Below are 21,047 nucleotides of genomic sequence, written 5' to 3'. Positions count from 1 at the left end.
ATGATTCATTCGAATGAATTTTCAATGGAGGCTGTCATGAAATTCAAATCTATTGTTCTGGGCCTGGGTTTTGCAACCGCATCCACTGTCGCTGCTCTGGCCGACACGTGGTCAATTGCGGTGACCGATGTGGAAGGGATGGAGCGGTTGCAACTTGAATGGGGTCCGTTCAAGGACGCGTTGGAAGCCGCGACAGGCGAGACGTTTGAATTCTATGCCGTCAACTCACGCACCGCTGCAGCCGAGGCATTGCGCGGCGAAACGGTTGATTTCGTCGTCTCCGGCCCGGCCGAATATGTTGTGATCAACAAGCTGACCGATGCCACACCCCTGATCGGACTGGGCCGTCCCGACTATCATTGCGCCATCATCACCCGCGCCGATAGCGGTATCAACACGATGCAGGACCTTGTTGGCAAGACGGTTGCCTTTGGTGATATCGGATCAACGTCGAACATGCTGTGCCCGATGCAGGTTCTCGCCGATCATGGCGTGGACCCCGTCAACGACATCGAAAAAATCCACACCAGCCGCAACATCGCCCATGAGGCGCTGAAGAACGGCGAAGTTGACGCGATCGGGTCGAACGCGGGCAGCTGGCTGAATGTGCGTAATGCGGAAACCGACCTGCCCTACGGCTTCTTCAAGATGATCGGCCGTTCGGGTGACCTGCCCAACGACATGATCATGGTGGGCGCTCACGTGCCCGAGGAAGCAGCGCAGCTGGTCCAAACCGCGATCCTTGAAAACAAGGAGGCGATCATCGCGGGCATCACCGCGCATGAAGAGAACGACAAGTATGTCGGCATGGACCTCGTGGCCATCGAGGACAGCGCCTATGATTATGTGCGCTCCATGTACAGCAATGCAGGTTACCCGCAGTTCGACAACTTCATCGGTGACTGATCTGCTAGAAAAGACGGTCGCGCCTGCGCGGCCCGTGGTGGCCGGGGAGGTCAGCTTCCCGGTGCCTGCCGTTGATATCGCAGCGGAGAGGATTGCCAAATCCTTTGGTGAGACTCGCATATTCTCGGATGTCAGTTTTCGTCTGGCGCGGGGTGAGGCCGTCGCCCTTGTGGGCGCCAACGGCACGGGAAAATCTACGCTGCTGCGTTGCCTGATGGGGCTGATCCCCGTGAGTGACGGCAAAGTCGTGCTGCTGGGTCAGGACACGAGCGGCCTGCACGGCAAGGCGATGCGCAGCCTGCGCGCCCGGATTGGGCTGGTTTCGCAAAAGCACAACTTGGTGCCCCGGCTGAACGTTCTGTCCAATGTCTGCCATGGCCTGTTGGGACGCAATCCGGGTGTGCGGCATTGGAGCCATGTTTTCGCCCCCGCTGCCTCGCGCGATGCGGCGATGCGCGCGCTGGAGAAAGTGGGCTTGAGTGATTTCGCCATGAGGCGGGCCGACCGGCTGTCTGGCGGTCAGTCGCAGCGGGTGGCTATCGCCCGTGCCATCGTGGGCAACCCGGAAGTGCTGGTCGCCGATGAACCCTGCGCCTCGCTCGACCCTGCGGCGGGCGAAGATGTGATGGAGTTGTTCTTTAAGCTGGCGCGCGACGAAGGCGTCACCGTTGTCTTCACCTCGCACAATATCGAACATGCCTTGCATTATGGGGACCGCGTGCTGGGCCTTGCGGAGGGGTCGATCATGTTGGACGCCACTGCCGCGTCGCTCAGCGCGTCAGATCTGCGAGGGCTTTATGACTAGCCTTGCCGCACCTACCCGGATCGAACGCCCCTCTGCTTTTGCCTTTATTGGCTATGTGCTTGGGCTGACGCTGATCGTTTGGTGCCTTGCCGGTGCCGGGTTCTCGCTTGAGAAGATGGCCACCGCCCCGCCGCGCTTTGGCGATTTTCTGGATCGCGCCTTTCCGCCCAATACCGATCCGCAGACGCTGGTCCGGCTGGGATGGAAGATGGTGGAAACCTTGCAGATCGCCGTTGCTGGTGCGGTGATCGGGGTGATCCTGTCGATACCTGTCGCCCTATTGGCTGCACGCGGGCTGATCGCGGGTGTTTGGGTCAATCAAATTGTGCGCAACATCCTTGGCTTCATCCGTGCGGTGCCGGATATCGCCTGGGCCTTAGTCTTTGTCGTCGCCGTCGGACTTGGGCCTTTCGCGGGCATGCTGGCCATTGCCGTTGACACAATCGGCTTTTGCGGCCGCTTCTTTGCGGACGATATGGAAGGGACCGACAAAGGCCCAGCCGAAAGCCTGACCGCCACCGGCGCGCGCAAAATCGACGTTGTGGCCTGTGCAACGATCCCCGCAGCCATGCCTGCCTTCATCTCCACCTCGCTTTTCGCTCTGGAAAAAGCGGTGCGCTCGTCCACTATACTTGGCCTTGTGGGCGCGGGCGGTATCGGCATTGAACTCAAAGTAGGCTTCGATCTTTTCGACTATCCCACCGCGATGACCGTGATCTTGATGATCGCTGTCGTGGTCATCGCCATCGAACAACTCAGCGGCTGGGCCCGCACAAAAATCATCGGAGAGCAGCGTTGAAAACGGATACCGCCGACGCCCATTGGAACGATCAATGGGCCAATATCGAAGCTGGCAGCAAGTGGCTGAAGCCTGAACCGGATGTGACGACATGGGCCGAAGCGCTTGCGCCCGGATCGCGCGTTCTGGACCTTGGCGCCGGTGTCGGGCGGCATGCGCTTTGGCTGGCTGAGCGCGGGCATCAGGTCATGGCGCTGGATGCTGCACCCGAAGGCCTCGCCGAAATTGCGCGGTTCGGCAGCGTCGAAACCGTCGAGGCGCGCATGCACCAATTGCCGTTTGAGGATGCCAGCTTTGACCATGTGCTCAGCTGGAATGTGATCTATCACGGGGATGAGGATATCCTGCTGCGCACCATCGCTGAAATCCGCCGCGTGCTGAAACCGGGTGGCACCTATCTGGGTACGATGCTGTCCAAACGCCGGTTGCCGCACGAAAAGGCAAAACATCCCGGACGCGAGATCAGCCGCAATGCCTGGGTCTTTGACGCGCCGGGTACGGACAAGATCCACCCGCATTATTTCTGCAATGCGGCAGAGCTGCTTGCGCTTTTCGCTGGCTTTGAGGTCTTGCGCCTGAAAGATCAGGAACATGAAAAGCCAGGCTCGTGGCACTGGCATCTGGTACTGGAACGGCTTTGATGGAATTCACATTTCGGGGTGCGACGGTCTATCTGCCCGATCAGATCGTCGAAACAAACGTGACTGTTGCGGGCGGGCAGATTGTTGAGGTCGGCGGGCCTGAACAGGGAGAGGTCATTGACGCAACCGGCCGGATCCTGGCGCCCGCGCTGATCGATGTGCATGGCGACGCGTTCGAGCGACAATTGATGCCGCGCCCCAATACGTTTTTTCCTATTGATGTCGCCGTCTTTGACACGGACAGGCAGTTGGCGGCCAACGGGATTGCGACGGCCTATCATGCGGTGACGCTCGGGTGGGAGCCGGGATTACGCGCTGTCGCACGCGGGGCGGCGTTCATCGAAGCGCTGGTTGATCTGGCCCCGCGCCTCACCGTTGAGAACCGTGTGCAATTGCGGTGGGAGACCTTTGCATTTGACGAAGCATTCGCGACAATCGAACGGGCCTTGCAGGCCCCGCTGACTCCGTCGATCGCCTTCAACGATCACACCTCAATGACGATGCGCGCCTTTGATACGGCCATTCAGGATCGCGCGTTTGAGCATAGCCCCGATTTCACAACGGCGTCGCTTGACGATGACCGCCTGCGGCAACGCACGGCAGGGCATGCGAAGCGGGCCGGGCTTGATGAAGACACTTATCTCGATCTTTTGCGCAATGTCTGGGACCGGCGCGGTGACGTGCCGCAGGCCATCGCCAAAGTGGCCGAGGCCGGGAAACAGGCGGGTGCCCCGATGCTCAGCCACGATGATACGCGCGCCGAAACCCGAGCGTATTTCCGTGATCTGGGCGCACAAGTGGCCGAATTTCCCATGGTCCTCGCCGCGGCAGAGGCGGCGCGGGAGAGCGGCGATACAATCATCTTTGGCGCCCCCAATGCCGCGCGGGGCGGCAGCCATATCGGATCCCTCGGCGCGGGCGATATGGTTGAGGCCGGACTGTGCGATGCGCTGGCCTCGGACTATTACTATCCCGCGATGCTGGCGGCAGTCGCCAAACTGGACGCCGAGAGGCGGGCGGAAAGGCACGCAATCTGGTCACTTGTCTCCGAAGGTCCGGCCCGGTCCATGGGGCTGAATGACCGAGGACGCATCGAAGTCGGCAAACGCGCGGATCTGGTACTGGTGGACTGGCCCGCAGGCCAACGCCCCGCCATCCGCGGCACCTGGGTTGCGGGCCGCTGCGCCTATCGCGGGCTGCCGGCGGCGTGAGGCTTTGGCCGCTCAACCCTGATTACCGCCCCGCCATCGCGCTAGGCATCACGCAGATCATGGGTTACGGCGCGCTTTACTACGCCTATGCGATCCTGCTGCCAGAGATGGCCGACGATCTGGGGCTGAGCCTGACCGCCATTTTTGGCATCCTGTCGCTGGGCCTTTTCTTCGGCGGCGCGCTGGCCCCGCTTGCCGGGCGCTGGACCGATCAGTTCGGCGGGCGGTTGGTAATGACGGTCGGCTCGCTTGTGGCTGGAATAGCGCTGATCCTGCTCTCTTTTGTCACTGGCCCCTACGGATTGTTCTTCGCGATCCTGCTGGCCGAGGCCGCCGCCATGTGCGTGCTTTACAACGTCGCATTTGCCGCTATCGCGCGCCTTGACCTGAGGGTTCCTACCCAACGCTCGATCTCGATCATCACGCTTTTTGGCGGCGTCGCATCGACCATCTTCTGGCCGCTCACGTTGTGGCTCTACACCCGCTTTGGATGGGAGGTGTCGTGGGTCATCCTCGGCATCGCGACGCTTCTGATCTCTGTCCCTTTGCACTACTACGGGCTCCGCGGCCCGTTGCGCGACCTTGACGCGCCTAAGCAGGCCGCAAGTGTTGATTGGCCAGAACTGCAGGGCAAAGCGCGTAAGCGCGGTATGTTGTGGATGGTCGTGTCGTTTCTTTTCTCAGGCTACCTGATTGGCGCAGTCATGACCTTGTGGGTCACGAATGTACAGGATCTAGGGCATAGCGCAGCGCTTGCCGCTATCGCGGGCGCTGTCATCGGTCCGTTCAAGACCGTGGGCCGGTTTTTCGAGATGGTGCTGAGCCGCAACATGTATCCGCTCGTCACCTACATCCTGGCCATGGGGCTGATGCTGGCAGGGTTTGTCACGCTGCTGGTCGTGGGCTTCACGGTACCGGGGATCATGCTGGCCGCCGCCCTTTACGGCATGGGCGACGGGATCAAGACCATTGCCCGGGGTACGCTGCCGCTCGCGCTATTCGGACAGCGTGGCTATGGCGCCAGGCTCGGCTGGATTTCGTTTCTGTCGATGGGCGTGAACGCTTCGGCCCCCTTTGTCTTTGCCTGGCTGACGCAAGCCTTTGGCGGCTGGTGGAGCTTTTTTGCCATGACCCTTTGCCTGATTGTTGCAATGGCCACCTATGCCCTGATCCCGGATCCAAGGAGACTGCACGATGACCCCGCTGAAAATCGGTGCCTGCCTGACGGCTAGTGAGATTGCCGATCACCGCGACTGGCTTTTCGATGCTGATCGCGACATCGAGATACAGGAATTCTTCAGCCATGCGGCGCTGACCACCGAATTTGAGGATCGCATCGCGACCACAAAGGCCGCACTTGACGGTCATCAGGGTCGCGTTGGCATGCATGGACCCTTTGATGGTCTGGATATGGACAACAAAGACCCGGAATTGCGCGGCCTGATCACCGCGCGCTTTCTCAAGTCGCTTGAGGCCGCTGACCGCATCGGCGCCCGGCAGATGGTGATGCATTCGCCTTACGATCTTTGGTATGAAAACAACCTGCACAATTATCCGGGTTACGCCGACGGGGTGCTTGAACGGATCCATGCGGTCATGGTGCCGGTGGTGAAAAAGGCCGAAGAGCTTGGGGTGACCTTGGTGATCGAGAACATTCTGGATGTAGACCCCTCGCGGCGACGCGCGATGATCGACAGCTTTGGGTCAGAGGCCATCGCGGTCTCCATCGATACCGGTCACGCCCATCTGGCGCGGCGCATGTCAGGCGCTCCGCCGGTGGATTACTTCGTCCGCGACGCAGGCGATCAGTTGCAGCATGTTCATCTGCAAGACCTTGACGGCCATGCCGACCGGCACTGGGCCCCAGGTGATGGTGAAATCCATTGGCGCGCCGTCTTTGAGGCGCTGGCCGATTGCCAAAGCGCGCCGCATCTGGTGCTCGAACTGCGCAACAAATCAGACATCCCGCGCGGTTTTGCTTATCTGGAGGGCCTTGGTCTGGCCTGCTGATCAACTTGATCGTTTGTGGCCTAGATACCTGAAATATCTGTTCTTTTATTCGCCATGGCCGCTATAAGCAAAGCTGGTAGCTACAGTTGCCGACTGACATCAAGCCAGAGAGGGGTTCAACGCATGGCGCTGATCAATACCAGTGAACGTTACGGGTCGTTTACCAAGATATTTCACTGGCTGATCGTGGTGATGTTTGCTTGGCAGTATTTCAGCGGCAATGTCATGACCGGGATGGAGCGGGGTGACATTGTCGCTGGGCTCAACCAGAACAACTACTACAACTGGCACAAGTCGATTGGCCTTGTCGCGCTTGCCATTGCGATTTTGCGATTGCTAAACCGTCAGGTCGGTCAGCTGCCCGGATGGGCGCCGACGCTCACGACGGGTGAAAAAACCTTCATTCACCGTGCCGAGCAGCTTCTCTATCTCGCTATGTTCGTCATGCCGATCAGCGGGTATTTCTACGTGATGGCGGGTGGTTTTGGGGTGCACCTTTTTGAGGTCTGGCGGATGCCGAACCCGATTGGCAAGATCGAAAGCATCGCGTTCATCGCCAAGTGGATACACATCGTCTCAGGCTACGTGCTGGCGGCGGCGGTACTTGGGCATCTGTTCGTGGTGTTCCGCCATCAGTTCTTTATGAAAGACGGATTGCTGCGACGCATGCTGCCACAGCGCAAATCCTAGTAGCGGATCCGGTGGCAGAGCGTTGCCGGATCGTTGAGGATGTCGCCATAATCCTCTGCTAAACCGTCAAACGCAGTTTCGCCCGAGATCAGAGCGTCAAGGCAGGGATCGGTCAGCAGAGACAATGCTTTGCCAAGTCGGCGGCGATAGGTCCAACGGGCGGCATGATTGGCGGGGATGCGGCCCACCTGCGAGCTAATCAGTTGTAAACGGCGCTGATGAAACCGCCCACCAAGGGGTGTTTCGACGCTTTGGGTCCCGTACCAGCTTGCCTCGACAATTCTGGCCTCGATCCCTGCAACGCCGATGGCCCTAGCAAGTCCGGCGCCGCTGGCTGAGGCATGCACGATCACGTCGGCGCCCTCTTCGATTTCCCCCGGCAAAGCGAATGTACAGCCCAGCGCCTCGGCCAGATTTCGTTTCTTGGTGTCAATGTCGGCCAGTATCACCTCGGTTCCGACAATCCGCGCGGCGAGATAACCCACCAAGGCTCCAACGACCCCGCAGCCAATCACCACAACCCGATCACCGATACTGATCCCCGCATCCCAGGTGATATTCAGGGCCGTTTCCATGTTTGCCGCAAGTATCGCACGCGCGGCTGGCACATCAGCGGGCACGCGGACTGACGCCTCTTCAGGGATCACAAATCGCGTCTGGTGCGGGAACAGGGCGAATACCCTTTCTCCGGCTCTCGGTCCTGTCTCAATTTCACCGACGGCGGCATAGCCGTACTTCACCGGAAAGGTGAACGCGCCCTCCTGAAACGGCGCGCGCATCGTGTCGTGCTCGCTGACCGGAACCTGTCCGCGATAGACGAGCCGTTCGGTGCCGCGACTGATGCCGGAAAACAGTGTCCGGACCGTAACATGATCGGGTTGGAGGTCAGGGACAACATCCCTGACCTCCACCTGCTCTGGCCCCGTGATCCAAAGGGCTTGGGGCTGCCTCACAACAAATGACCCGATTTCAAAGCCTTGACTGACAGATAGTTCTGATTGTGCACATTCCGCCCCACGCGCAGCGGCACTTGCTCGGTAATGGTGATACCGTTCGCCGCGAAGACGCCGACCTTGGCAGGGTTGTTCGTCAGCAAGCGGACATTGTGAAAGCCGAGGGTGCGCAACATGCTGGCACCGACCCGGAAATCGCGCTCATCATCCTCAAACCCCAGCCGATGGTTGGCCTCAACCGTGTCAAAGCCCTGCGATTGCAGGTCATAGACCCGCATCTTGTTGGCCAGACCAATCCCGCGTCCTTCCTGGTTGAGATAGAGCAGCACGCCCGACCCTTCAGCGCCCATCTGCGCCAGGGCCGCCTGCAATTGCGGGCCACAATCGCATTTCAAACTGCCAAGGACGTCGCCCGTGAAGCAGGCCGAATGCAGACGTGAGAGAACAGGCTTCGACCTATCAGGATATCCGATTTCAATCGCGTAATGCTCCGCCCGGCCATTGGGATCGCGGAATACATGAAGCTGGGTCGTATCATGCGCCTCAAGCGGCAGGGAGGCCGCCGCGACAGGTGCCAGCGCTGGTGCATGGGCCAGGTGTTGCAGGGCGACATGCGCCTCCAACGGGATCAGTGACAGACCGTGAAGCGGGTCACCACCTGCATCAAACAGCAGGGCGGCGGGGAGCAGTTCGCCCATCTTGACCAGCTGGACCGCCAGTCGCGGAATTGTATCGTCCCCCTGCCGCACAACATGCAGCGGGCCAAGGAGCGCGCCGGGTTTGTCGAATTGCGTGTCGGCCAATCGCGTGTACCAACCAAGCTCCGCATTTTCTGGCGGACGGATGCGTACCGGTTGTTCGGCGATGTTCGATGCCGCCGCCGCTGTCATCACGGTCGCGGCACGGCGCGGTGTGATGACCAGTTCCGGGGTGCCAAAACGTGCCATCAATGCGTCGAACCGTGCGGGGTCAAGCGTCTCAATTGCGACGGCCACATATTGTTTTTCGGCATGGCGCAGCAGGCATGGCAAGCCCATACGCAGGTCCCCCGTGGCGCGGGCGACCAATTCACGCGGTGTGGGTGCAAGTGCCTTTGCGGCTGTGTGGTTAAGCAATGGTCTTGTCCTTTTCAGTCGGCTTCAGGCACCAATCGCGGCCAGGTGGCCACGGGCATGCACTTGCGCTTGCGGTTTCAGTTCGCAGTCAAACACGATGTCCGACCCGAGGTTGTAGGCTTGCATCTTTGGTCTGCGCGCGGCGGCGAGTGTGCCGACTGGCGATGTGGTGAGCGATTGCGGCCCTGATCCGATCAAGAGTGGCGCAACGGCGATATGCAGGCGGTCCAGCAAATCAGCCTCAAGAAACTGAGCAATCGTGATCCCGCCACCTTCGATTAGGATGCGCTTAAAACCACGCACAGTCAGCGCAGCAAGGATCGACTTGGGGCAAATCCAGTCGGCCCGGTCGAGCGTGATGACCTCCACGCCCTCTGGGCGCTCTTTATCAACAGCCTGAATGATGATCCGGCGCACCGACGCATCCCGCAAGAGCTTCGCATCGTTCGGAAGCCTGCCATCAGGGTCAATAACCACGCGCGCAGGGCTGTCGCCATCGGCGAGCCGCACGGTCAGGCGCGGATCGTCGTGGAGCGCTGTCTTCACGCCAATCACAACCGCATCTGCGATGGCGCGCAACCGGTGCAAGTGCGCCAGCCCATCAGGGCCAGAGACATCCTGCGCATCCCCAGTCTCGGTCGCGACGCGGCCATCAAGCGATTGCCCGATTTGCGCAAAGACGATGGGTGCATCACAAGGCGCGGTCAAAGCGCCGTAAAGGGCGCTTGCCTGCATCTCTGCTTGGGTCCAGTTGCTCGCTGCGAGCGTCAATTTTCCCGATTTCACAGCACGTATCCTTTTCCAGACTCGTTTGGTTACGTCTACCTGCTGCATTTTATTCTCCCTTTTTTCAGGAAAGTTCTGACACTGACCGCATCAATGCGGCTTTTGGGGGATTGCGAGCAAGTCCGTATGACCAATGACGGCGTTCGACCGCACAAGGTCTGCACGGCGTTTGGCGACCCAGTCTGGCGCCTGATGGCTGCCGCATTCCTGTGCTGCCTCGGCGATGCCCGTGATCAATTCGTCATGCAAATCCGCTTCTGCGGCGCCAAGTTGCCACGGACTGTCAGCCAAATTCACATCAAACCCGTGCGCACGCAAAATTTGCGCGGCAAGTTGCCCCGATTGCGGCCCCATCGCCGGGCCAATCCCCTTGTCGGTTTGCTGATGCTGGTTGAAAGCCTGCGTGATCTTGGCATCGACATCAAGCGCGGGCGACCAACGCATCACACCGTCATAGTTCAGTGCCGCATAAAACGGGATCATCGCCTCTTGCAGGCGCGCCGCAAGCCGGGTCATCCACTCTGTCGGCATGAGATCAAGGAGGGCCGAAGCTGTCACGAGGCTCACCCCATCAAGCGGCAGATCATCGATGTCGCGCAGGTTCATCATGACACATTCAGAGGCTGGATGCCGCGCATGCGCGATATCTAGAAGCGCTGCATCGCCATCAACGAACCGCCAGGTGGCACGGACATCGCCAAAGGCGCGCGCGGTTGACCCGGTGCCGCTGCCCAGATCCAGCACAACAGCATCCTGCCCTGCGAACGCCGCCGCGCGTGCGAGCAGCGCATCGTCGCGTGCCGCCAAATCGACAGGTTCGCGCAACGCCAGCCAGTTAGCCGAAAACCCCATCTTAAATATCCGCCTCGTACCAGCCACGGGCAATATAGCTTTCCTCAAGCGAGACCTTGATACGACGCACGCGCCCGCCGCCGCCCAGCCCGGTGTTCAACACAGCCTCGCGCAATTGATGCCAGATATGGTGGCAGAGGAATTCGGTCGTGGTGATCTTGCCATTGAAATCCGGGATTTCGTCCAGATTGGCATACTTCAGCGGGGCGAGCGCCGCTGACAATGCCTCGGTTGCGAGGCCAATATCCACCACAAGCCCGTTTTCATCGAGGTCTTCAGTAAAAAACGCGGCATCCACCACAAATGTGGCCCCATGCATGCCCTGCGCCGGACCAAAGACGGGCGATGGCAGGGAATGGGCGATCATCATGTGATCTCGGACTTCAACGGCAAACATGGGCCACTCCAACATTTTGATTTGAATTGAACATAGTACGATCTCTTTCCTTCTGTAATTTGCGCGCCATCATTGCACCGACGGCGGATGCGCGTTGATCGGAGATGTTTTCCAAGGGGCCTGATCATGGCGCAACACGCCAACTTTTCCTGCATCAGCTGGAACATTCACCGCTGTCGCGGCAATGATGGACGTTTTGATCCGGCCCGGACCCTGCAGGTGCTGGCGGATGAGGTCTGGCAGGACGGCGTTGATGCCCTGATCCTGCAAGAAGCGGACGAGGAATGCCCGCCCCATGCGGGGCTTCTGGATATTGCGGGTGTCGAGGCTGCGACGGGCCTGCGCTACGCCCATGGCGCGGTTGAACAGCGCTGGGCTACCGGTAGCCACGGTTTTTTGGGTGTAATCATGTTCCTGCACCCGGATATCGCGGTGCAAAGGATGTCGCTTGTTGATCTGCCCGGGCATTGTCATCGCGGGGCGGTTGTTGTTGATCTTGTGCGTGGGGCGCAGCAATTCCGGCTGATCGGCACGCATTTGTCCTTGTGGCAGGGTCTGCGGCTGGCCCAGCTGCGTACGATCAGTCAGCATGTCTTCCGGCAAACGCCAATGCCTGCGATACTGGTTGGCGATCTCAACGAATGGCGTCCTTGGGGCGGTTTGGCCCTCTCGCCGCGCCTGCTGGGGAGTGCGTTCAAAGGGCCGGCCAAGGCAACCTTCCCGATCTCGCGCCCATTCCTGCCACTTGACCGCGTGCTTGCCACCGACCCGGCGAGGGTCCAGACGACGCGCGTGTTGGGCGGCCCGGGCATTCGCATGGCCTCGGACCACCGCCCGCTTTTCGCGGAAGTCGCACTGCCGGTTTGAAACGCGCCTCATCACACGCCCCCGTCCCGCGCGGGCGTCCAGCGGTGCAGCCAGACAGGGCTCAGCGGGGTGCCGTCGGAACCACGCAGGCTCACGCGGATTTCGGCAGACTGCAGGTCGCCGGGTGAGAACAGGAATGTCAGGCGCGTGGCGCTCTGACCTGGCAAGGCAAATGTGCTCTCCCCGGTCATCTCGGCTCCGTCGTTGGTGGAGGCTACGAGCATCGTATCATCAGCAGGCGCAGCCACGTCGATGACATAGCGCCGAAAACCGGGGCGATTGTGCTCGCGCCCGCTGCGCGCCTGCAAGATGGCGGGCAGATGTCCTAGATCCGGTTGATCACGGGTCCATGTCAAGCGGTAGTCAAAGCGGTATTCCTGGCCCGCCAGCAAAGCATTCTGCGGACGCCAGAAGGCGACGATATTATCCATGAACTCATCGCCTGTGGGCAGTTCCACAAGCATCACGGCACCGGCACCCCAATCACCTTGCGGTGTCACCTTGGCAGAGGGGCGGTCATGATAACGGGCCTCGGTGTCCTGAAAATCCTCGTAACGCCGCGCCGTCTGATAGAGGCCAAAGGATTTGGGCGATACATCCCCGAAGGCCGAAGTCTCCACATTGCGCGGGTTGGCAATGGGCCGCCAGAGATGCTCGCCAGCACCATTCTGGATCACCAGCGCATCGCTGTCATGCACGCGCGGGCGGAAATCGTCGGACACAGCCGACAGCATCGGCCCCTTCAGGTACATCGATGTCAGCGGCGCAATCCCGATATCGGCGATGTCCACTCGTGGGAAAATCGTTGTGGAAATCTCCATCTCCGTATTTCGGCCCGGATAAAGCGTCATGTCGAGATGCCCCGTCAGTGAGGGGCTGTCGATCACGCCTTCTACCCGCACTGCATCCCCATCAGCAGGATGCAGGCGCAGCTGCACAAAGCGCGGGAATTCCTCGGCCTCTGGCCCGCCAGTGCCAACCGCCACCGTACGGGCGGAGAGGCCATAAACCATCGCCTCGCCAATCGCGCGAAAATAGCTCGCGCCCTGCATGACCAGCACCTCATCCATGCGGTCCGGGGCATTCAACGGATAGCGCAGGCGCATCCCCGTAAACCCGGCACCGGGGCTGGTTTCGGGGATATCGTCGAAATAGCGCGGCTCGTAGCTGAAAACCTGCGGACTGAAGGCAATCTCGTGCAGCCCGTCAGTCGTCACGCGATCCACTTTGACTGGATCGGGAAAGTAAAGACCGGGCGGGAGCAAGTCGACCGCAAACCGGTCTCCATGCGGCAAACCGGCGGTGACACCCTCAATCGGGCGGATGCCGCGGAAGGCATCATAGTCGAGATCGGCGAAAGGTGCCGCAAGCGGGGTGGTGTTGGGCACATAAGGCTGGTCGCGCAGCACGCGCGCCGCTTCCAGCAAGGACAGATCGGTGGCGTCCTGCGCCATCGCCTGCTGCGTCCCCAACGCAATGATTGCGGCAGTGCCTTTGAGAAATGTACGACGTTTCATGACACTATCCGATCCATTGAAGGTACAAGAACTGGCGCGCTCATCAGCGGCAGATAGATCAATGCCAGCCATGGCGCGCCGGCGATACCGCTTGTCAGCGCAAAGGTGAAAATGAGCAACCCGACGCCGCATTCGACCCAGCCAGACGGGATATGCAGGCGGGCTTGTCGCCCCGACTTCCAACCACAATCCCGGCCCATCAGGATCGAAAAGACGGCCATGGCGTGACGCAACAGGATCAAGGGGGCGATCAGCGCAGAGACAACAAGTTCCGCCAGAGATGCCCGCAAGATCACTGCGCGGCGCGCCCAAGTCCGGGCCCTTGGCAACAGGTCGATCAGCGCGCAGATCTTTGGCGCCAGCAAGGCCGATGCCACCAAGAGAACCGGCGCAAAACCCGATACCGAGACGGCGCCAGTGCTGAGAAGCGCCACCAGAAGTAGCCAGATCGGCGCCGCGATATAGCTGAAAATCCCGGTGACAAAGTGAAACCGGCTGAGCCAATGCAGGCCCGGTTGGCCTACAAGACGCAAATGCTGCAGATTGCCCTGGCACCACCGCCGGTCCCGGCGGAAATATTCGCCAAGTGTCTGCGGTGCGTCTTCGGCGCTACCCTCGATGTCTGGGGCGACTTCAATGTCCCATCCGGCTCGGCGCATCCAGGCCGCCTCGACAAAATCATGGCTGAGTATCGCACCGCCGAGCGGCGCAGTACCCGATAGCTGAGGCAGCGGGACTGCCTCGCGGAATGCGGCGACCCGGATGATCGCGTTATGCCCCCAGTAATTCGCCGTGTTACCCGCCCAGGCCGCAAAGCCCCGGCCAAAGTTGCGCGCCAGAAGCCGCGATGCAATGCGCTGGTGTTTGCCGAAACGGGTGCGAGCGGGGATCAGCGCGATGCCAGCCTGCAAAAGGCCAAGGCGGGGCTTTTGCTCCATCCGCCAGATCATCTCTTTGATACTGCCGGCAGTCATGCGGCTGTCGGCATCTTTGACGACCATATAGGTGAAACGCTCCCCGTGGGCATTCATCCAGTTAGCGATGTTGCCGGGCTTTTTGCCTGTGTTCACCTGCCTGCGCCGATAGGTGACAAGCCCCGCATCAATGAGGGGCCGCAGTGCGTCCTCTTCCATCCGGATGCGTTCGTCACCGCGCGTATCAGATAGGACAAAAACCTCCGTTTGGCGGGTCAGATCAGCCTTGGAGAGAGAACTGGCAAAACCCTGCAGATAAGTGGCAACCGGCGCGGGTGCTTCGCCGCAAAGCGTGATCAGGACCGCCGTCTTGCCTTGCGGCTGCCACGTCGCAGGTGCTGCAATCTTGCGTTTGGTAGGGACAAAGAGGCCCAAAATCGCAGTCGCGGCTCCGCCCGAAATCCAGATCGCATTGATCAACGTCAGAAGCGAAATCAGAACAGCCGCCGCATTCCAGTGATCAACCGAGAGGACGAAGGCCGCGAAGACTGCCAACGCGATTGCGAAGTTCAGCCCGATAAACGCAAACCGTGGCGAAATACGCAGACTGCGTGCATCAAGTGGCGCTTTGGTGATGTGTTCGACAACCGACACGTTCAAATCCTCTGATCACTCTGTCCTTTGTCAGTGCGCCAGAAAGCCTCGCACCGACCATTAATCACTCAGCTTCGGAAGACCTCACGCACCCTTGCCGACCGGTGGCCACATCCGCGAGAACACGCCGTCCTTGCGCACCAGCCCGTGGAAACAGGCAGCCCCGATATGCATCACGACGAGGGCCGTGATCGCGTAAGCCCCGTAGAAATGGACCATCTTCGCCGCTTCTGCCAAAGCTTCCGAGCGTGGCACTAATGTTGGTATCCCCAGCGCATCCAAAGCCTCGATCGGAAAACCACCCGCCCTGACGCGGATGTAGCCTGCCAGCGGCATGATCAAGAGCAACGCATAAAGCCCGAAATGCGCCATGCGGGCCGCGAATTCCTGCATCGGGTCAAGTTCTACCGGCGCGAGGTTCGGCGGGTTCCGCCACCTGTTAAATAGGCGCACAAAGATCAGGATCAGCAGAAGGACACCGATATTCTTGTGGCTGATGAACATGGTGTTCTGGACCGGACGGCTCCAGCCTTCCTGCACCATCAGAAAGCCCACGACGATCATGCCAAGGATCAGAACGGCCATGATCCAATGGATCAAACGGGACGTTCCGCTGTACTTTTTTGTTGTCGTGGTCATGATTTGCGCTCCTTTTCTTTCCAGCGTCGAGAATAATACGCGGGGGCCGGGCGTATTATTCTCGAACACGGACAAAAAAGAGCACGCTATGAAAACGATACGCGCATATTCTTCGAAGGACGCTGGGCTTGCCGGGCAGGGCCATGGCGTCTCGTCACCGCTTGGCGCATTCTTTGTGGCCGCCCTTTCGGGCGGTGTGGTTGTGCTGCTGGGCAGCGTTCTGATGATCGGGAGTGCGACAGCTGCGGTGGTCATTGGCCTCGCCGCCTATCTCATGGCGACCATCCTCGTCGCGCGCAGCCTTGTGACTGACTTCCCCCATGCAGCACTGGGCCTTTGCAACATCGCAACACTGGGCCGGTTGGTGATCGTCGGCATCCTCTTGACGGCGTTGTTGCAGGGGCTGGCACCCACATGGGTCACCTTTGCACTGGCCGTGATCGCCTTGTGCCTTGATGGCGTAGATGGCTGGCTTGCGCGAAAGCAGGGCCTCGTTTCAGATTTCGGTGCCCGCTTTGATGTAGAGGTTGATGCGGCCTTTGCACTTGTCCTGGCGATCTTTGCGGCGATCAACGGTGCGGCGGGGGTATATGTCGTGCTCTTGGGCCTGCCCTATTATCTTTTTGGCGCCGCGCGGTTGGCCTGGCCATGGCTGGGTCATGCACTGCCCGACAGCTTCGCGCGCAAAGCGGTCTGCGTCTTTCAGATCGCCGCCCTGATCGCGCTGCAGGTGCCGTTTCTGGCGGACGGACGGCTTGATCTGGTGATCTTGGCTGTCACAGCGGCGCTGCTTTGGTCCTTTGGACGCGACATCCTTTGGCTGTGGCGTCACGCGCGATGAAGCAGTTTTGGCAACATATGCCGTTGCGCGCCGTCTTTCTGGCCGCGCTCTCGGCCGGGTTGTTGCATCTGGTGTTGATCCAGCCCAACCACCCCGGTGCCATGGCATGGGATGCGTTGCTGCTTGTTCCGCTGGAGCTGCCGGCCATTGTCCTGGCGTTGATCGCGATTGGTAACCGGCGGCTTGGTGCCCTATTTCGGCTCATCATCGTCGCCTCACTAACCCTGATCGCGACGCTAAAGGTTGCGGATTTCGTGATGTTCACGAGCCTCAGCAGAGGGTTTAACCCCGTTGCTGATCTGCCTCTGGTCGGATCACTGCATGATCTGATTGTCGGATCGTTTGGCAGGGTCGCTGCAAACGCAGCTCTTGCGGGTTTTGTGCTGGCAATCATCGCGCTTGCTGCTGCCCTGTGGTGGGCATGCAGGTTCTGGTCGTCACTGAGACGGCCAACAATTGTCGCGTCGCTCGCTGGCCTTGGCGCGGTTGTGGCCTCTGGCCTTGTAATCGCCGATGTCGGCCAAAAAATGGGACGCTGGGCGCTACCCTACAACCTGCCCGCAACGGCATTCACCGCGCGTGTGGGTGTTGAGCGGATCGAGATGGCCAATAAAACCTTGGCCGATCTGCGTGCCTTCCGCCGCGCCGCGCAGGAGGACCCCTTTGCCAATCAGCCCAACCTTTTCGATCTGGTCGACCGGGATGTCATTGTTGTCTTTGTCGAAAGCTATGGCCGGACGAGCATTGATACGCCCTTCTATGCCGACCTGCACCGCGCAACCCTGGAAACGGCAGAGGAAGAATTGGAAAGCCTCGGCCTTTCCATGGCATCGACATTGCTGACATCACCCACACAAGGCGGGCAAAGCTGGCTTGCGCATGCGACATTCGCCAACGGTCTTTGGGTCGATAACCAGACCGCTTATGGCGCGGTGCTGAGTAGCGGGCGGCAAACGCTGTTCCATCTGGCAGCACAGGCAGGGTTTCACACCGCAGCCGTGATGCCGCAGATTACCCTGGATTGGCCCGAAGCGCAGTTCATGGGATTTGACACTATTCTGGCTGCTGAGGATCTGGGCTATGAGGGTTTGGCGCTGAATTGGGTGACGATGCCTGATCAGTTCACCTTTGCTGCGATGGACCGGTTGCTGCCGCGCCGAGTGATCGACGAAAGGCATCTTTTCACACAAGTTGCCCTTGGATCGTCGCATGCGCCCTGGGTACCCATCCCCGAACTCATGGATTGGGACGCACTGGGCGACGGCACCATTTTTGACGAACTGCTTGAGGTTAGTGACCCCCCCAGTGTTGTCTGGAAGGATCATGATCGGGTGCGCGCCCAATACCGTTTGGCCGTCGATTATGCACTGCAGGTCGTGTTCGACTACGCGGCCGTGCATGCGCATGACCCCCCTTTGTTGATCGTCATCGGCGATCATCAGGCGGCAGGGTTTGTCGCGATGGACGAGCGTCCCCATGTACCAATGCATGTCATCGGTCCACAACACTTGGTAAATGCTTTGTCTGATAAGGACTTCACTTCTGGCTTAATCCCGCGGGATCAGGCACATATCCGCTCCATGGCTGATATGCGGGCGCATTTGTTGCAATCGCTTTCGTCAGCTCAAGTGGCAGAGGCCGGATTATGAATATGATCGCAGTCCCCATTCCTCCCATCTTTTGGCGGATCGGGCAGTTTGCATTGACTGGCGCGCTCATCGTTCTGCTTTGGACGGCGGCAGACGGCGCCGCTATTGCGCGCACGCTTGGCAGTGCACATCCCGGCTGGGTCGCTGCAGCTGTTATCACGCTGGTTTTTCAGACAATTCTGTCGGCATGGAGGTGGAAAGTCACTGCCGGAGCGCTGGGTCAAACGCTGCCTCTCAGCAAAGCGGTGCACGAGTACTTCTTGTCGCAGGCAGTCAACCAATCCCTGCCCGGCGGCTGTGTCGGCGATGCGGCGCGGGCAGTGCGTGCTCGCGCAGACGTTGGCCTTGCCGTGTCGGGTCTTGCGGTCGGGCTGGAGCGACTCGCCGGGCAGATCATCATGTTTACCGGCCTCGCTTGCGCATTCGTCATCACATACTTTACAGCGGGCGGGCTGGATTGGCCGCCCAGCTATGCCGGGCCCATTGGCCTCACCATCGGATTAATCGCCCTCGGATTTATTGGGCTTGCTGCCCTACGCGGCCCCATCCGCGCATTGAAACCGTCCGTCGCACATTGGATCGATATGGGGCTGCGCGCACTGGCATCGCGTGATGTACTGCCCGCGCAAGTCACCCTTGGCATCATGATCGCGACCTGCAACCTGGCAGCCTTCGGGTTTTGTGCGTGGGCGGTGGGCCAGCATCTGCAACTGGGCGTGCTGTTGGCCGTTGTCCCTCTCATCCTGTTCACGATGCTGATCCCGCTGACGGTCAGCGGTTGGGGTGCGCGCGAAACGGGTGCCGCGGCCCTTTTGCCCATTGCCGGTGTGCCGGTGGCCGAGTCTGTGGCCGCAAGCATCCTCTTCGGTCTGGCACTTCTCGTCGCCGTGACGCCAGGGTTTCTGGCGATGATTGCAAAACGATGATGGGTCGCATTGCGTTTGCCGTACCCGGTGATCTGACGACGCTCACTGGCGGCTATATCTATGACCGTCGCGTGATGCAGGAACTGCGCGATCTCGGCTGGCAGGTCGATCACATTGCGCTGCCCGCAGGCTTCCCGAACCCCACCGCCCAAGAGATGGCCGACGCGTTGGAGCAATTGCGAAACCTGCCCTTCGACTGCCCGGTGATCATCGACGGGCTCGCCTTCGGTGCGCTGGACCCCGCAGGGGTGACGGGCATCAAAGCTCCGATCATCGCCTTGGTGCATCACCCACTGTCAAAGGAAAGCGGCCTAGACCCGGAGATGCGCGATGCCCTGTTCGCAAGCGAACGCGCGAACCTTTCCCAGGTTGCGGGTGTCCTCGTTCCCAGCCCGCATACGGCTGAGATCCTCACGACGGAATACGGCGTTCCAGCGGACCGCACCGCCATTGCCAGACCGGGTATTGATCAGCCCAAAGGGCAAAGGCAGCCCACGACGCCACCGCTGATCCTGTCAGTTGGCATCCAATTGCCGCGCAAGGGGCATGACGTGCTGTTGCGCGCACTCGGCCAGATCAGAGATCTTGATTGGCGCGCGACTATCGTCGGCGCCGCGCTGGATCAGGCGTATTCGGAACAACTGCAGGCGCTGATGCTCGCACAGGGCCTACAAGATCGGGTCACTCTTGCGGGTCAGGTAGCACAAGAGCCGCTTGGTCAGCTTTACCAGCAGGCCAGTATCTTTGCTCTCGCTACCCGGTATGAAGGCTACGGTATCGTTTTTGATGAGGCGCTTGTGCACGGGTTGCCGATCGTATCCTGTGATGCCGGGGCTGTGGCCGACACGGTGCCAAATGGTGCCGGGCGCCTTGTGCCGCCCGACCAACCAGCCGCCTTTGCCGCGGCATTGAGAGCGCTTTTGACCGACGAACAGGCGCGGCAGGATTGCGCGTCAACCTCCGCCATGTTCGGCAAGACCCGCCCCGGTTGGCACGATACAGCGATGATTTTCTCAGATTTATTGAAGCAGCATTTTTCAGAACCAAAGCAGGTGCAGGCATGACCCAAACCATTTCCCGTTCCCCGCAAAGCGCGAAAACAACACTCTCGCGATCCTTCGATGTCTATTACCGCGATGCCGAACGAACGCGACGCATGGACCGGTTGAATGCGCAGTTTGTGCATCCCGGCAGCCTGACATTCGACATTGGTGCCCATATCGGCGACCGTACCGGCAGCTTTCTGCGGCTGGGCGCGTCCGTTGTAGTGGTTGAACCGCAACCGCGCGTCTTCCGGGCCTTACGCCTGCTTTACGGCAAGACAGATGACGTGACATTGGAATGTGCTGCCGTTGGGGCGACGCCCGGTACGCTCGACCTCTTCGTCAATTCAGACAACCCAACCATCACCACCGCGTCGCCTGATCTCATCGAAGCCGCGCGCGGTTCGGCCCAATGGCAGGGACAGGTTTGGGACAGCAAGATCAACGTGCCTGTCACGACGCTCGACCAACTCATCATAAAGCATGGCGTCCCAGATTTCGTAAAAATCGATGTTGAAGGGTTCGAAGCCGATGTGTTGGACGGTTTGACAATGCCATTGCCTGCACTGTCATTTGAGTTCACGACAATCCAGCGAGATGTTGCACTGCGATGTCTGAAACGGCTGCAAGACCTGGGCGACTATGTGTTCAACTTCAGCCTGGGCGAGGAACATGCCCTGATCTACAGCGATTGGGTTGGATCTGGGACGGTCACACGCGATTTGATGGGCCTGCCCGCGAAAGCCAATTCCGGCGATATCTTCGCGCGACGCAGCTTCTAGATCACTGGCAAATGCTTGCCGGGATTTGCAAGTTGCGCGGCGTCGCATAT

Annotated in this window: 22 protein-coding genes; 14 read left to right on the top strand and 8 right to left on the bottom strand. The window is 60.0% G+C overall.

Annotated elements, in window-relative coordinates; all coding sequences use genetic code 11:
- The first annotated feature begins 36 nt into the window (after positions 1-36).
- From SLH47_RS09185 to SLH47_RS09150, 8 genes are all read left to right on the top strand, one after another.
- Positions 37-906, top strand: coding sequence for a PhnD/SsuA/transferrin family substrate-binding protein (locus SLH47_RS09185; protein WP_320239186.1), 870 nt, complete (start codon positions 37-39; stop codon positions 904-906).
- Complete coding sequence (locus tag SLH47_RS09180; protein ID WP_320239185.1) at positions 899-1,711, top strand: phosphonate ABC transporter ATP-binding protein; 813 nt, start codon at positions 899-901, stop codon at positions 1,709-1,711. The genes SLH47_RS09185 and SLH47_RS09180 overlap by 8 nt, the downstream gene beginning before the upstream one ends.
- A complete protein-coding gene (gene phnE / locus SLH47_RS09175; protein ID WP_320239184.1) occupies positions 1,704-2,510 on the top strand; it encodes a phosphonate ABC transporter, permease protein PhnE in 807 nt (268 codons plus the stop codon). Before SLH47_RS09180 ends, phnE begins: the two co-directional genes overlap by 8 nt.
- Positions 2,507-3,151, top strand: a complete 645-nt coding sequence (locus SLH47_RS09170; protein ID WP_320239183.1) for a class I SAM-dependent methyltransferase — start codon at positions 2,507-2,509, stop codon at positions 3,149-3,151. Before phnE ends, SLH47_RS09170 begins: the two co-directional genes overlap by 4 nt.
- Positions 3,151-4,362: an alpha-D-ribose 1-methylphosphonate 5-triphosphate diphosphatase gene (locus SLH47_RS09165; RefSeq protein ID WP_320239182.1), complete on the top strand. Its 1,212-nt coding sequence runs from the start codon at positions 3,151-3,153 to the stop codon at positions 4,360-4,362. The genes SLH47_RS09170 and SLH47_RS09165 overlap by 1 nt, the downstream gene beginning before the upstream one ends.
- Entirely contained in the window at positions 4,359-5,594 is a 1,236-nt protein-coding gene (locus SLH47_RS09160; protein WP_320239181.1) for an MFS transporter, read from the top strand. The genes SLH47_RS09165 and SLH47_RS09160 overlap by 4 nt, the downstream gene beginning before the upstream one ends.
- Entirely contained in the window at positions 5,557-6,372 is an 816-nt protein-coding gene (locus tag SLH47_RS09155; protein WP_320239180.1) for a sugar phosphate isomerase/epimerase family protein, read from the top strand. Before SLH47_RS09160 ends, SLH47_RS09155 begins: the two co-directional genes overlap by 38 nt.
- 123 nt (positions 6,373-6,495) lie before the next feature.
- Positions 6,496-7,062: a cytochrome b gene (locus SLH47_RS09150; protein WP_320239179.1), complete on the top strand. Its 567-nt coding sequence runs from the start codon at positions 6,496-6,498 to the stop codon at positions 7,060-7,062.
- Here SLH47_RS09150 and SLH47_RS09145 read toward each other — a convergent pair.
- The 5 genes from SLH47_RS09145 to SLH47_RS09125 form a co-directional block, all read right to left on the bottom strand.
- Complete coding sequence (locus SLH47_RS09145) at positions 7,059-8,015, bottom strand: zinc-binding alcohol dehydrogenase (RefSeq protein ID WP_320239178.1); 957 nt, start codon at positions 8,013-8,015, stop codon at positions 7,059-7,061. The genes SLH47_RS09150 and SLH47_RS09145 overlap by 4 nt on opposite strands.
- On the bottom strand, positions 8,012-9,052 hold the full coding sequence (ribA, locus tag SLH47_RS09140) for a GTP cyclohydrolase II (RefSeq protein ID WP_320239513.1): 1,041 nt from the start codon (positions 9,050-9,052) through the stop codon (positions 8,012-8,014). Before ribA ends, SLH47_RS09145 begins: the two co-directional genes overlap by 4 nt.
- Positions 9,053-9,154: 102 nt before the next feature.
- Positions 9,155-9,916 (bottom strand): RibD family protein, encoded by a 762-nt coding sequence (locus SLH47_RS09135; RefSeq protein WP_320239177.1) that lies wholly within the window; start codon positions 9,914-9,916, stop codon positions 9,155-9,157.
- Between the two features lie 90 nt (positions 9,917-10,006).
- Positions 10,007-10,768, bottom strand: a complete 762-nt coding sequence (locus SLH47_RS09130; protein WP_320239176.1) for a class I SAM-dependent methyltransferase — start codon at positions 10,766-10,768, stop codon at positions 10,007-10,009.
- Position 10,769: 1 nt separating this feature from the next.
- The gene (locus tag SLH47_RS09125; RefSeq protein ID WP_320239175.1) at positions 10,770-11,165 is read right to left on the bottom strand and encodes a 6-carboxytetrahydropterin synthase; all 396 of its coding nucleotides are present in this window, start codon (positions 11,163-11,165) and stop codon (positions 10,770-10,772) included.
- Positions 11,166-11,291: 126 nt separating this feature from the next.
- On the opposite strand from SLH47_RS09125, the gene SLH47_RS09120 reads away from it, so the two are divergent.
- A complete protein-coding gene (locus tag SLH47_RS09120; protein WP_320239174.1) occupies positions 11,292-12,032 on the top strand; it encodes an endonuclease/exonuclease/phosphatase family protein in 741 nt (246 codons plus the stop codon).
- An 11-nt stretch (positions 12,033-12,043) separates the two neighbouring features.
- On the opposite strand, the gene SLH47_RS09115 is transcribed toward SLH47_RS09120, so the two are convergent.
- The 3 genes from SLH47_RS09115 to SLH47_RS09105 all read right to left on the bottom strand — a co-directional run bounded on the left by SLH47_RS09115 (position 12,044) and on the right by SLH47_RS09105 (position 15,756).
- Complete coding sequence (locus tag SLH47_RS09115) at positions 12,044-13,549, bottom strand: glucan biosynthesis protein G (protein WP_320239173.1); 1,506 nt, start codon at positions 13,547-13,549, stop codon at positions 12,044-12,046.
- The gene (mdoH, locus tag SLH47_RS09110; protein WP_320239172.1) at positions 13,546-15,117 is read right to left on the bottom strand and encodes a glucans biosynthesis glucosyltransferase MdoH; all 1,572 of its coding nucleotides are present in this window, start codon (positions 15,115-15,117) and stop codon (positions 13,546-13,548) included. The genes SLH47_RS09115 and mdoH overlap by 4 nt, the downstream gene beginning before the upstream one ends.
- Before the next feature lie 84 nt (positions 15,118-15,201).
- Positions 15,202-15,756, bottom strand: coding sequence for a cytochrome b (locus SLH47_RS09105; protein WP_320239171.1), 555 nt, complete (start codon positions 15,754-15,756; stop codon positions 15,202-15,204).
- Between the two features lie 88 nt (positions 15,757-15,844).
- Between SLH47_RS09105 and SLH47_RS09100 the strand changes: the two genes are divergently transcribed.
- Genes SLH47_RS09100 through SLH47_RS09080 form a run of 5 tightly spaced genes read left to right on the top strand, consistent with a single transcriptional unit; the run spans position 15,845 to position 20,997 of the window.
- Positions 15,845-16,597, top strand: a complete 753-nt coding sequence (locus SLH47_RS09100) for a CDP-alcohol phosphatidyltransferase family protein (protein ID WP_320239170.1) — start codon at positions 15,845-15,847, stop codon at positions 16,595-16,597.
- Positions 16,594-18,246, top strand: coding sequence for a sulfatase-like hydrolase/transferase (locus SLH47_RS09095; RefSeq protein WP_320239169.1), 1,653 nt, complete (start codon positions 16,594-16,596; stop codon positions 18,244-18,246). The genes SLH47_RS09100 and SLH47_RS09095 overlap by 4 nt, the downstream gene beginning before the upstream one ends.
- Entirely contained in the window at positions 18,243-19,172 is a 930-nt protein-coding gene (locus SLH47_RS09090) for a lysylphosphatidylglycerol synthase transmembrane domain-containing protein (protein ID WP_320239168.1), read from the top strand. The genes SLH47_RS09095 and SLH47_RS09090 overlap by 4 nt, the downstream gene beginning before the upstream one ends.
- The gene (locus tag SLH47_RS09085; RefSeq protein ID WP_320239167.1) at positions 19,172-20,236 is read left to right on the top strand and encodes a glycosyltransferase family 4 protein; all 1,065 of its coding nucleotides are present in this window, start codon (positions 19,172-19,174) and stop codon (positions 20,234-20,236) included. The genes SLH47_RS09090 and SLH47_RS09085 overlap by 1 nt, the downstream gene beginning before the upstream one ends.
- Positions 20,233-20,997 (top strand): FkbM family methyltransferase, encoded by a 765-nt coding sequence (locus SLH47_RS09080; protein ID WP_320239166.1) that lies wholly within the window; start codon positions 20,233-20,235, stop codon positions 20,995-20,997. The genes SLH47_RS09085 and SLH47_RS09080 overlap by 4 nt, the downstream gene beginning before the upstream one ends.
- The last annotated feature ends 50 nt before the right edge of the window (positions 20,998-21,047 follow it).

Origin of the sequence: Cognatiyoonia sp. IB215182, assembly GCF_033963905.1 — a bacterium.
Classification (GTDB): Bacteria; Pseudomonadota; Alphaproteobacteria; order Rhodobacterales; family Rhodobacteraceae; genus Yoonia.
This window is presented reverse-complemented; position numbering and strand designations above follow the sequence as displayed.

What these genes read in the sequence shown, in the direction of transcription:
- ribA (WP_320239513.1), bottom strand. Translation starts at nt 9,052, where the DNA reads ATGGGCTTGCCATGCCTGCTGCGCCATGCCGAAAAACAATATGTGGCC.
- SLH47_RS09155 (WP_320239180.1), top strand. Translation starts at nt 5,557, where the DNA reads ATGACCCCGCTGAAAATCGGTGCCTGCCTGACGGCTAGTGAGATTGCC.
- SLH47_RS09095 (WP_320239169.1), top strand. Translation starts at nt 16,594, where the DNA reads ATGAAGCAGTTTTGGCAACATATGCCGTTGCGCGCCGTCTTTCTGGCC.
- SLH47_RS09120 (WP_320239174.1), top strand. Translation starts at nt 11,292, where the DNA reads ATGGCGCAACACGCCAACTTTTCCTGCATCAGCTGGAACATTCACCGC.
- SLH47_RS09165 (WP_320239182.1), top strand. Translation starts at nt 3,151, where the DNA reads ATGGAATTCACATTTCGGGGTGCGACGGTCTATCTGCCCGATCAGATC.
- SLH47_RS09080 (WP_320239166.1), top strand. Translation starts at nt 20,233, where the DNA reads ATGACCCAAACCATTTCCCGTTCCCCGCAAAGCGCGAAAACAACACTC.
- phnE (WP_320239184.1), top strand. Translation starts at nt 1,704, where the DNA reads ATGACTAGCCTTGCCGCACCTACCCGGATCGAACGCCCCTCTGCTTTT.
- SLH47_RS09125 (WP_320239175.1), bottom strand. Translation starts at nt 11,165, where the DNA reads ATGTTTGCCGTTGAAGTCCGAGATCACATGATGATCGCCCATTCCCTG.
- SLH47_RS09105 (WP_320239171.1), bottom strand. Translation starts at nt 15,756, where the DNA reads ATGACCACGACAACAAAAAAGTACAGCGGAACGTCCCGTTTGATCCAT.
- SLH47_RS09185 (WP_320239186.1), top strand. Translation starts at nt 37, where the DNA reads ATGAAATTCAAATCTATTGTTCTGGGCCTGGGTTTTGCAACCGCATCC.
- SLH47_RS09090 (WP_320239168.1), top strand. Translation starts at nt 18,243, where the DNA reads ATGAATATGATCGCAGTCCCCATTCCTCCCATCTTTTGGCGGATCGGG.
- SLH47_RS09085 (WP_320239167.1), top strand. Translation starts at nt 19,172, where the DNA reads ATGGGTCGCATTGCGTTTGCCGTACCCGGTGATCTGACGACGCTCACT.
- SLH47_RS09130 (WP_320239176.1), bottom strand. Translation starts at nt 10,768, where the DNA reads ATGGGGTTTTCGGCTAACTGGCTGGCGTTGCGCGAACCTGTCGATTTG.
- SLH47_RS09115 (WP_320239173.1), bottom strand. Translation starts at nt 13,549, where the DNA reads ATGAAACGTCGTACATTTCTCAAAGGCACTGCCGCAATCATTGCGTTG.
- SLH47_RS09150 (WP_320239179.1), top strand. Translation starts at nt 6,496, where the DNA reads ATGGCGCTGATCAATACCAGTGAACGTTACGGGTCGTTTACCAAGATA.
- SLH47_RS09100 (WP_320239170.1), top strand. Translation starts at nt 15,845, where the DNA reads ATGAAAACGATACGCGCATATTCTTCGAAGGACGCTGGGCTTGCCGGG.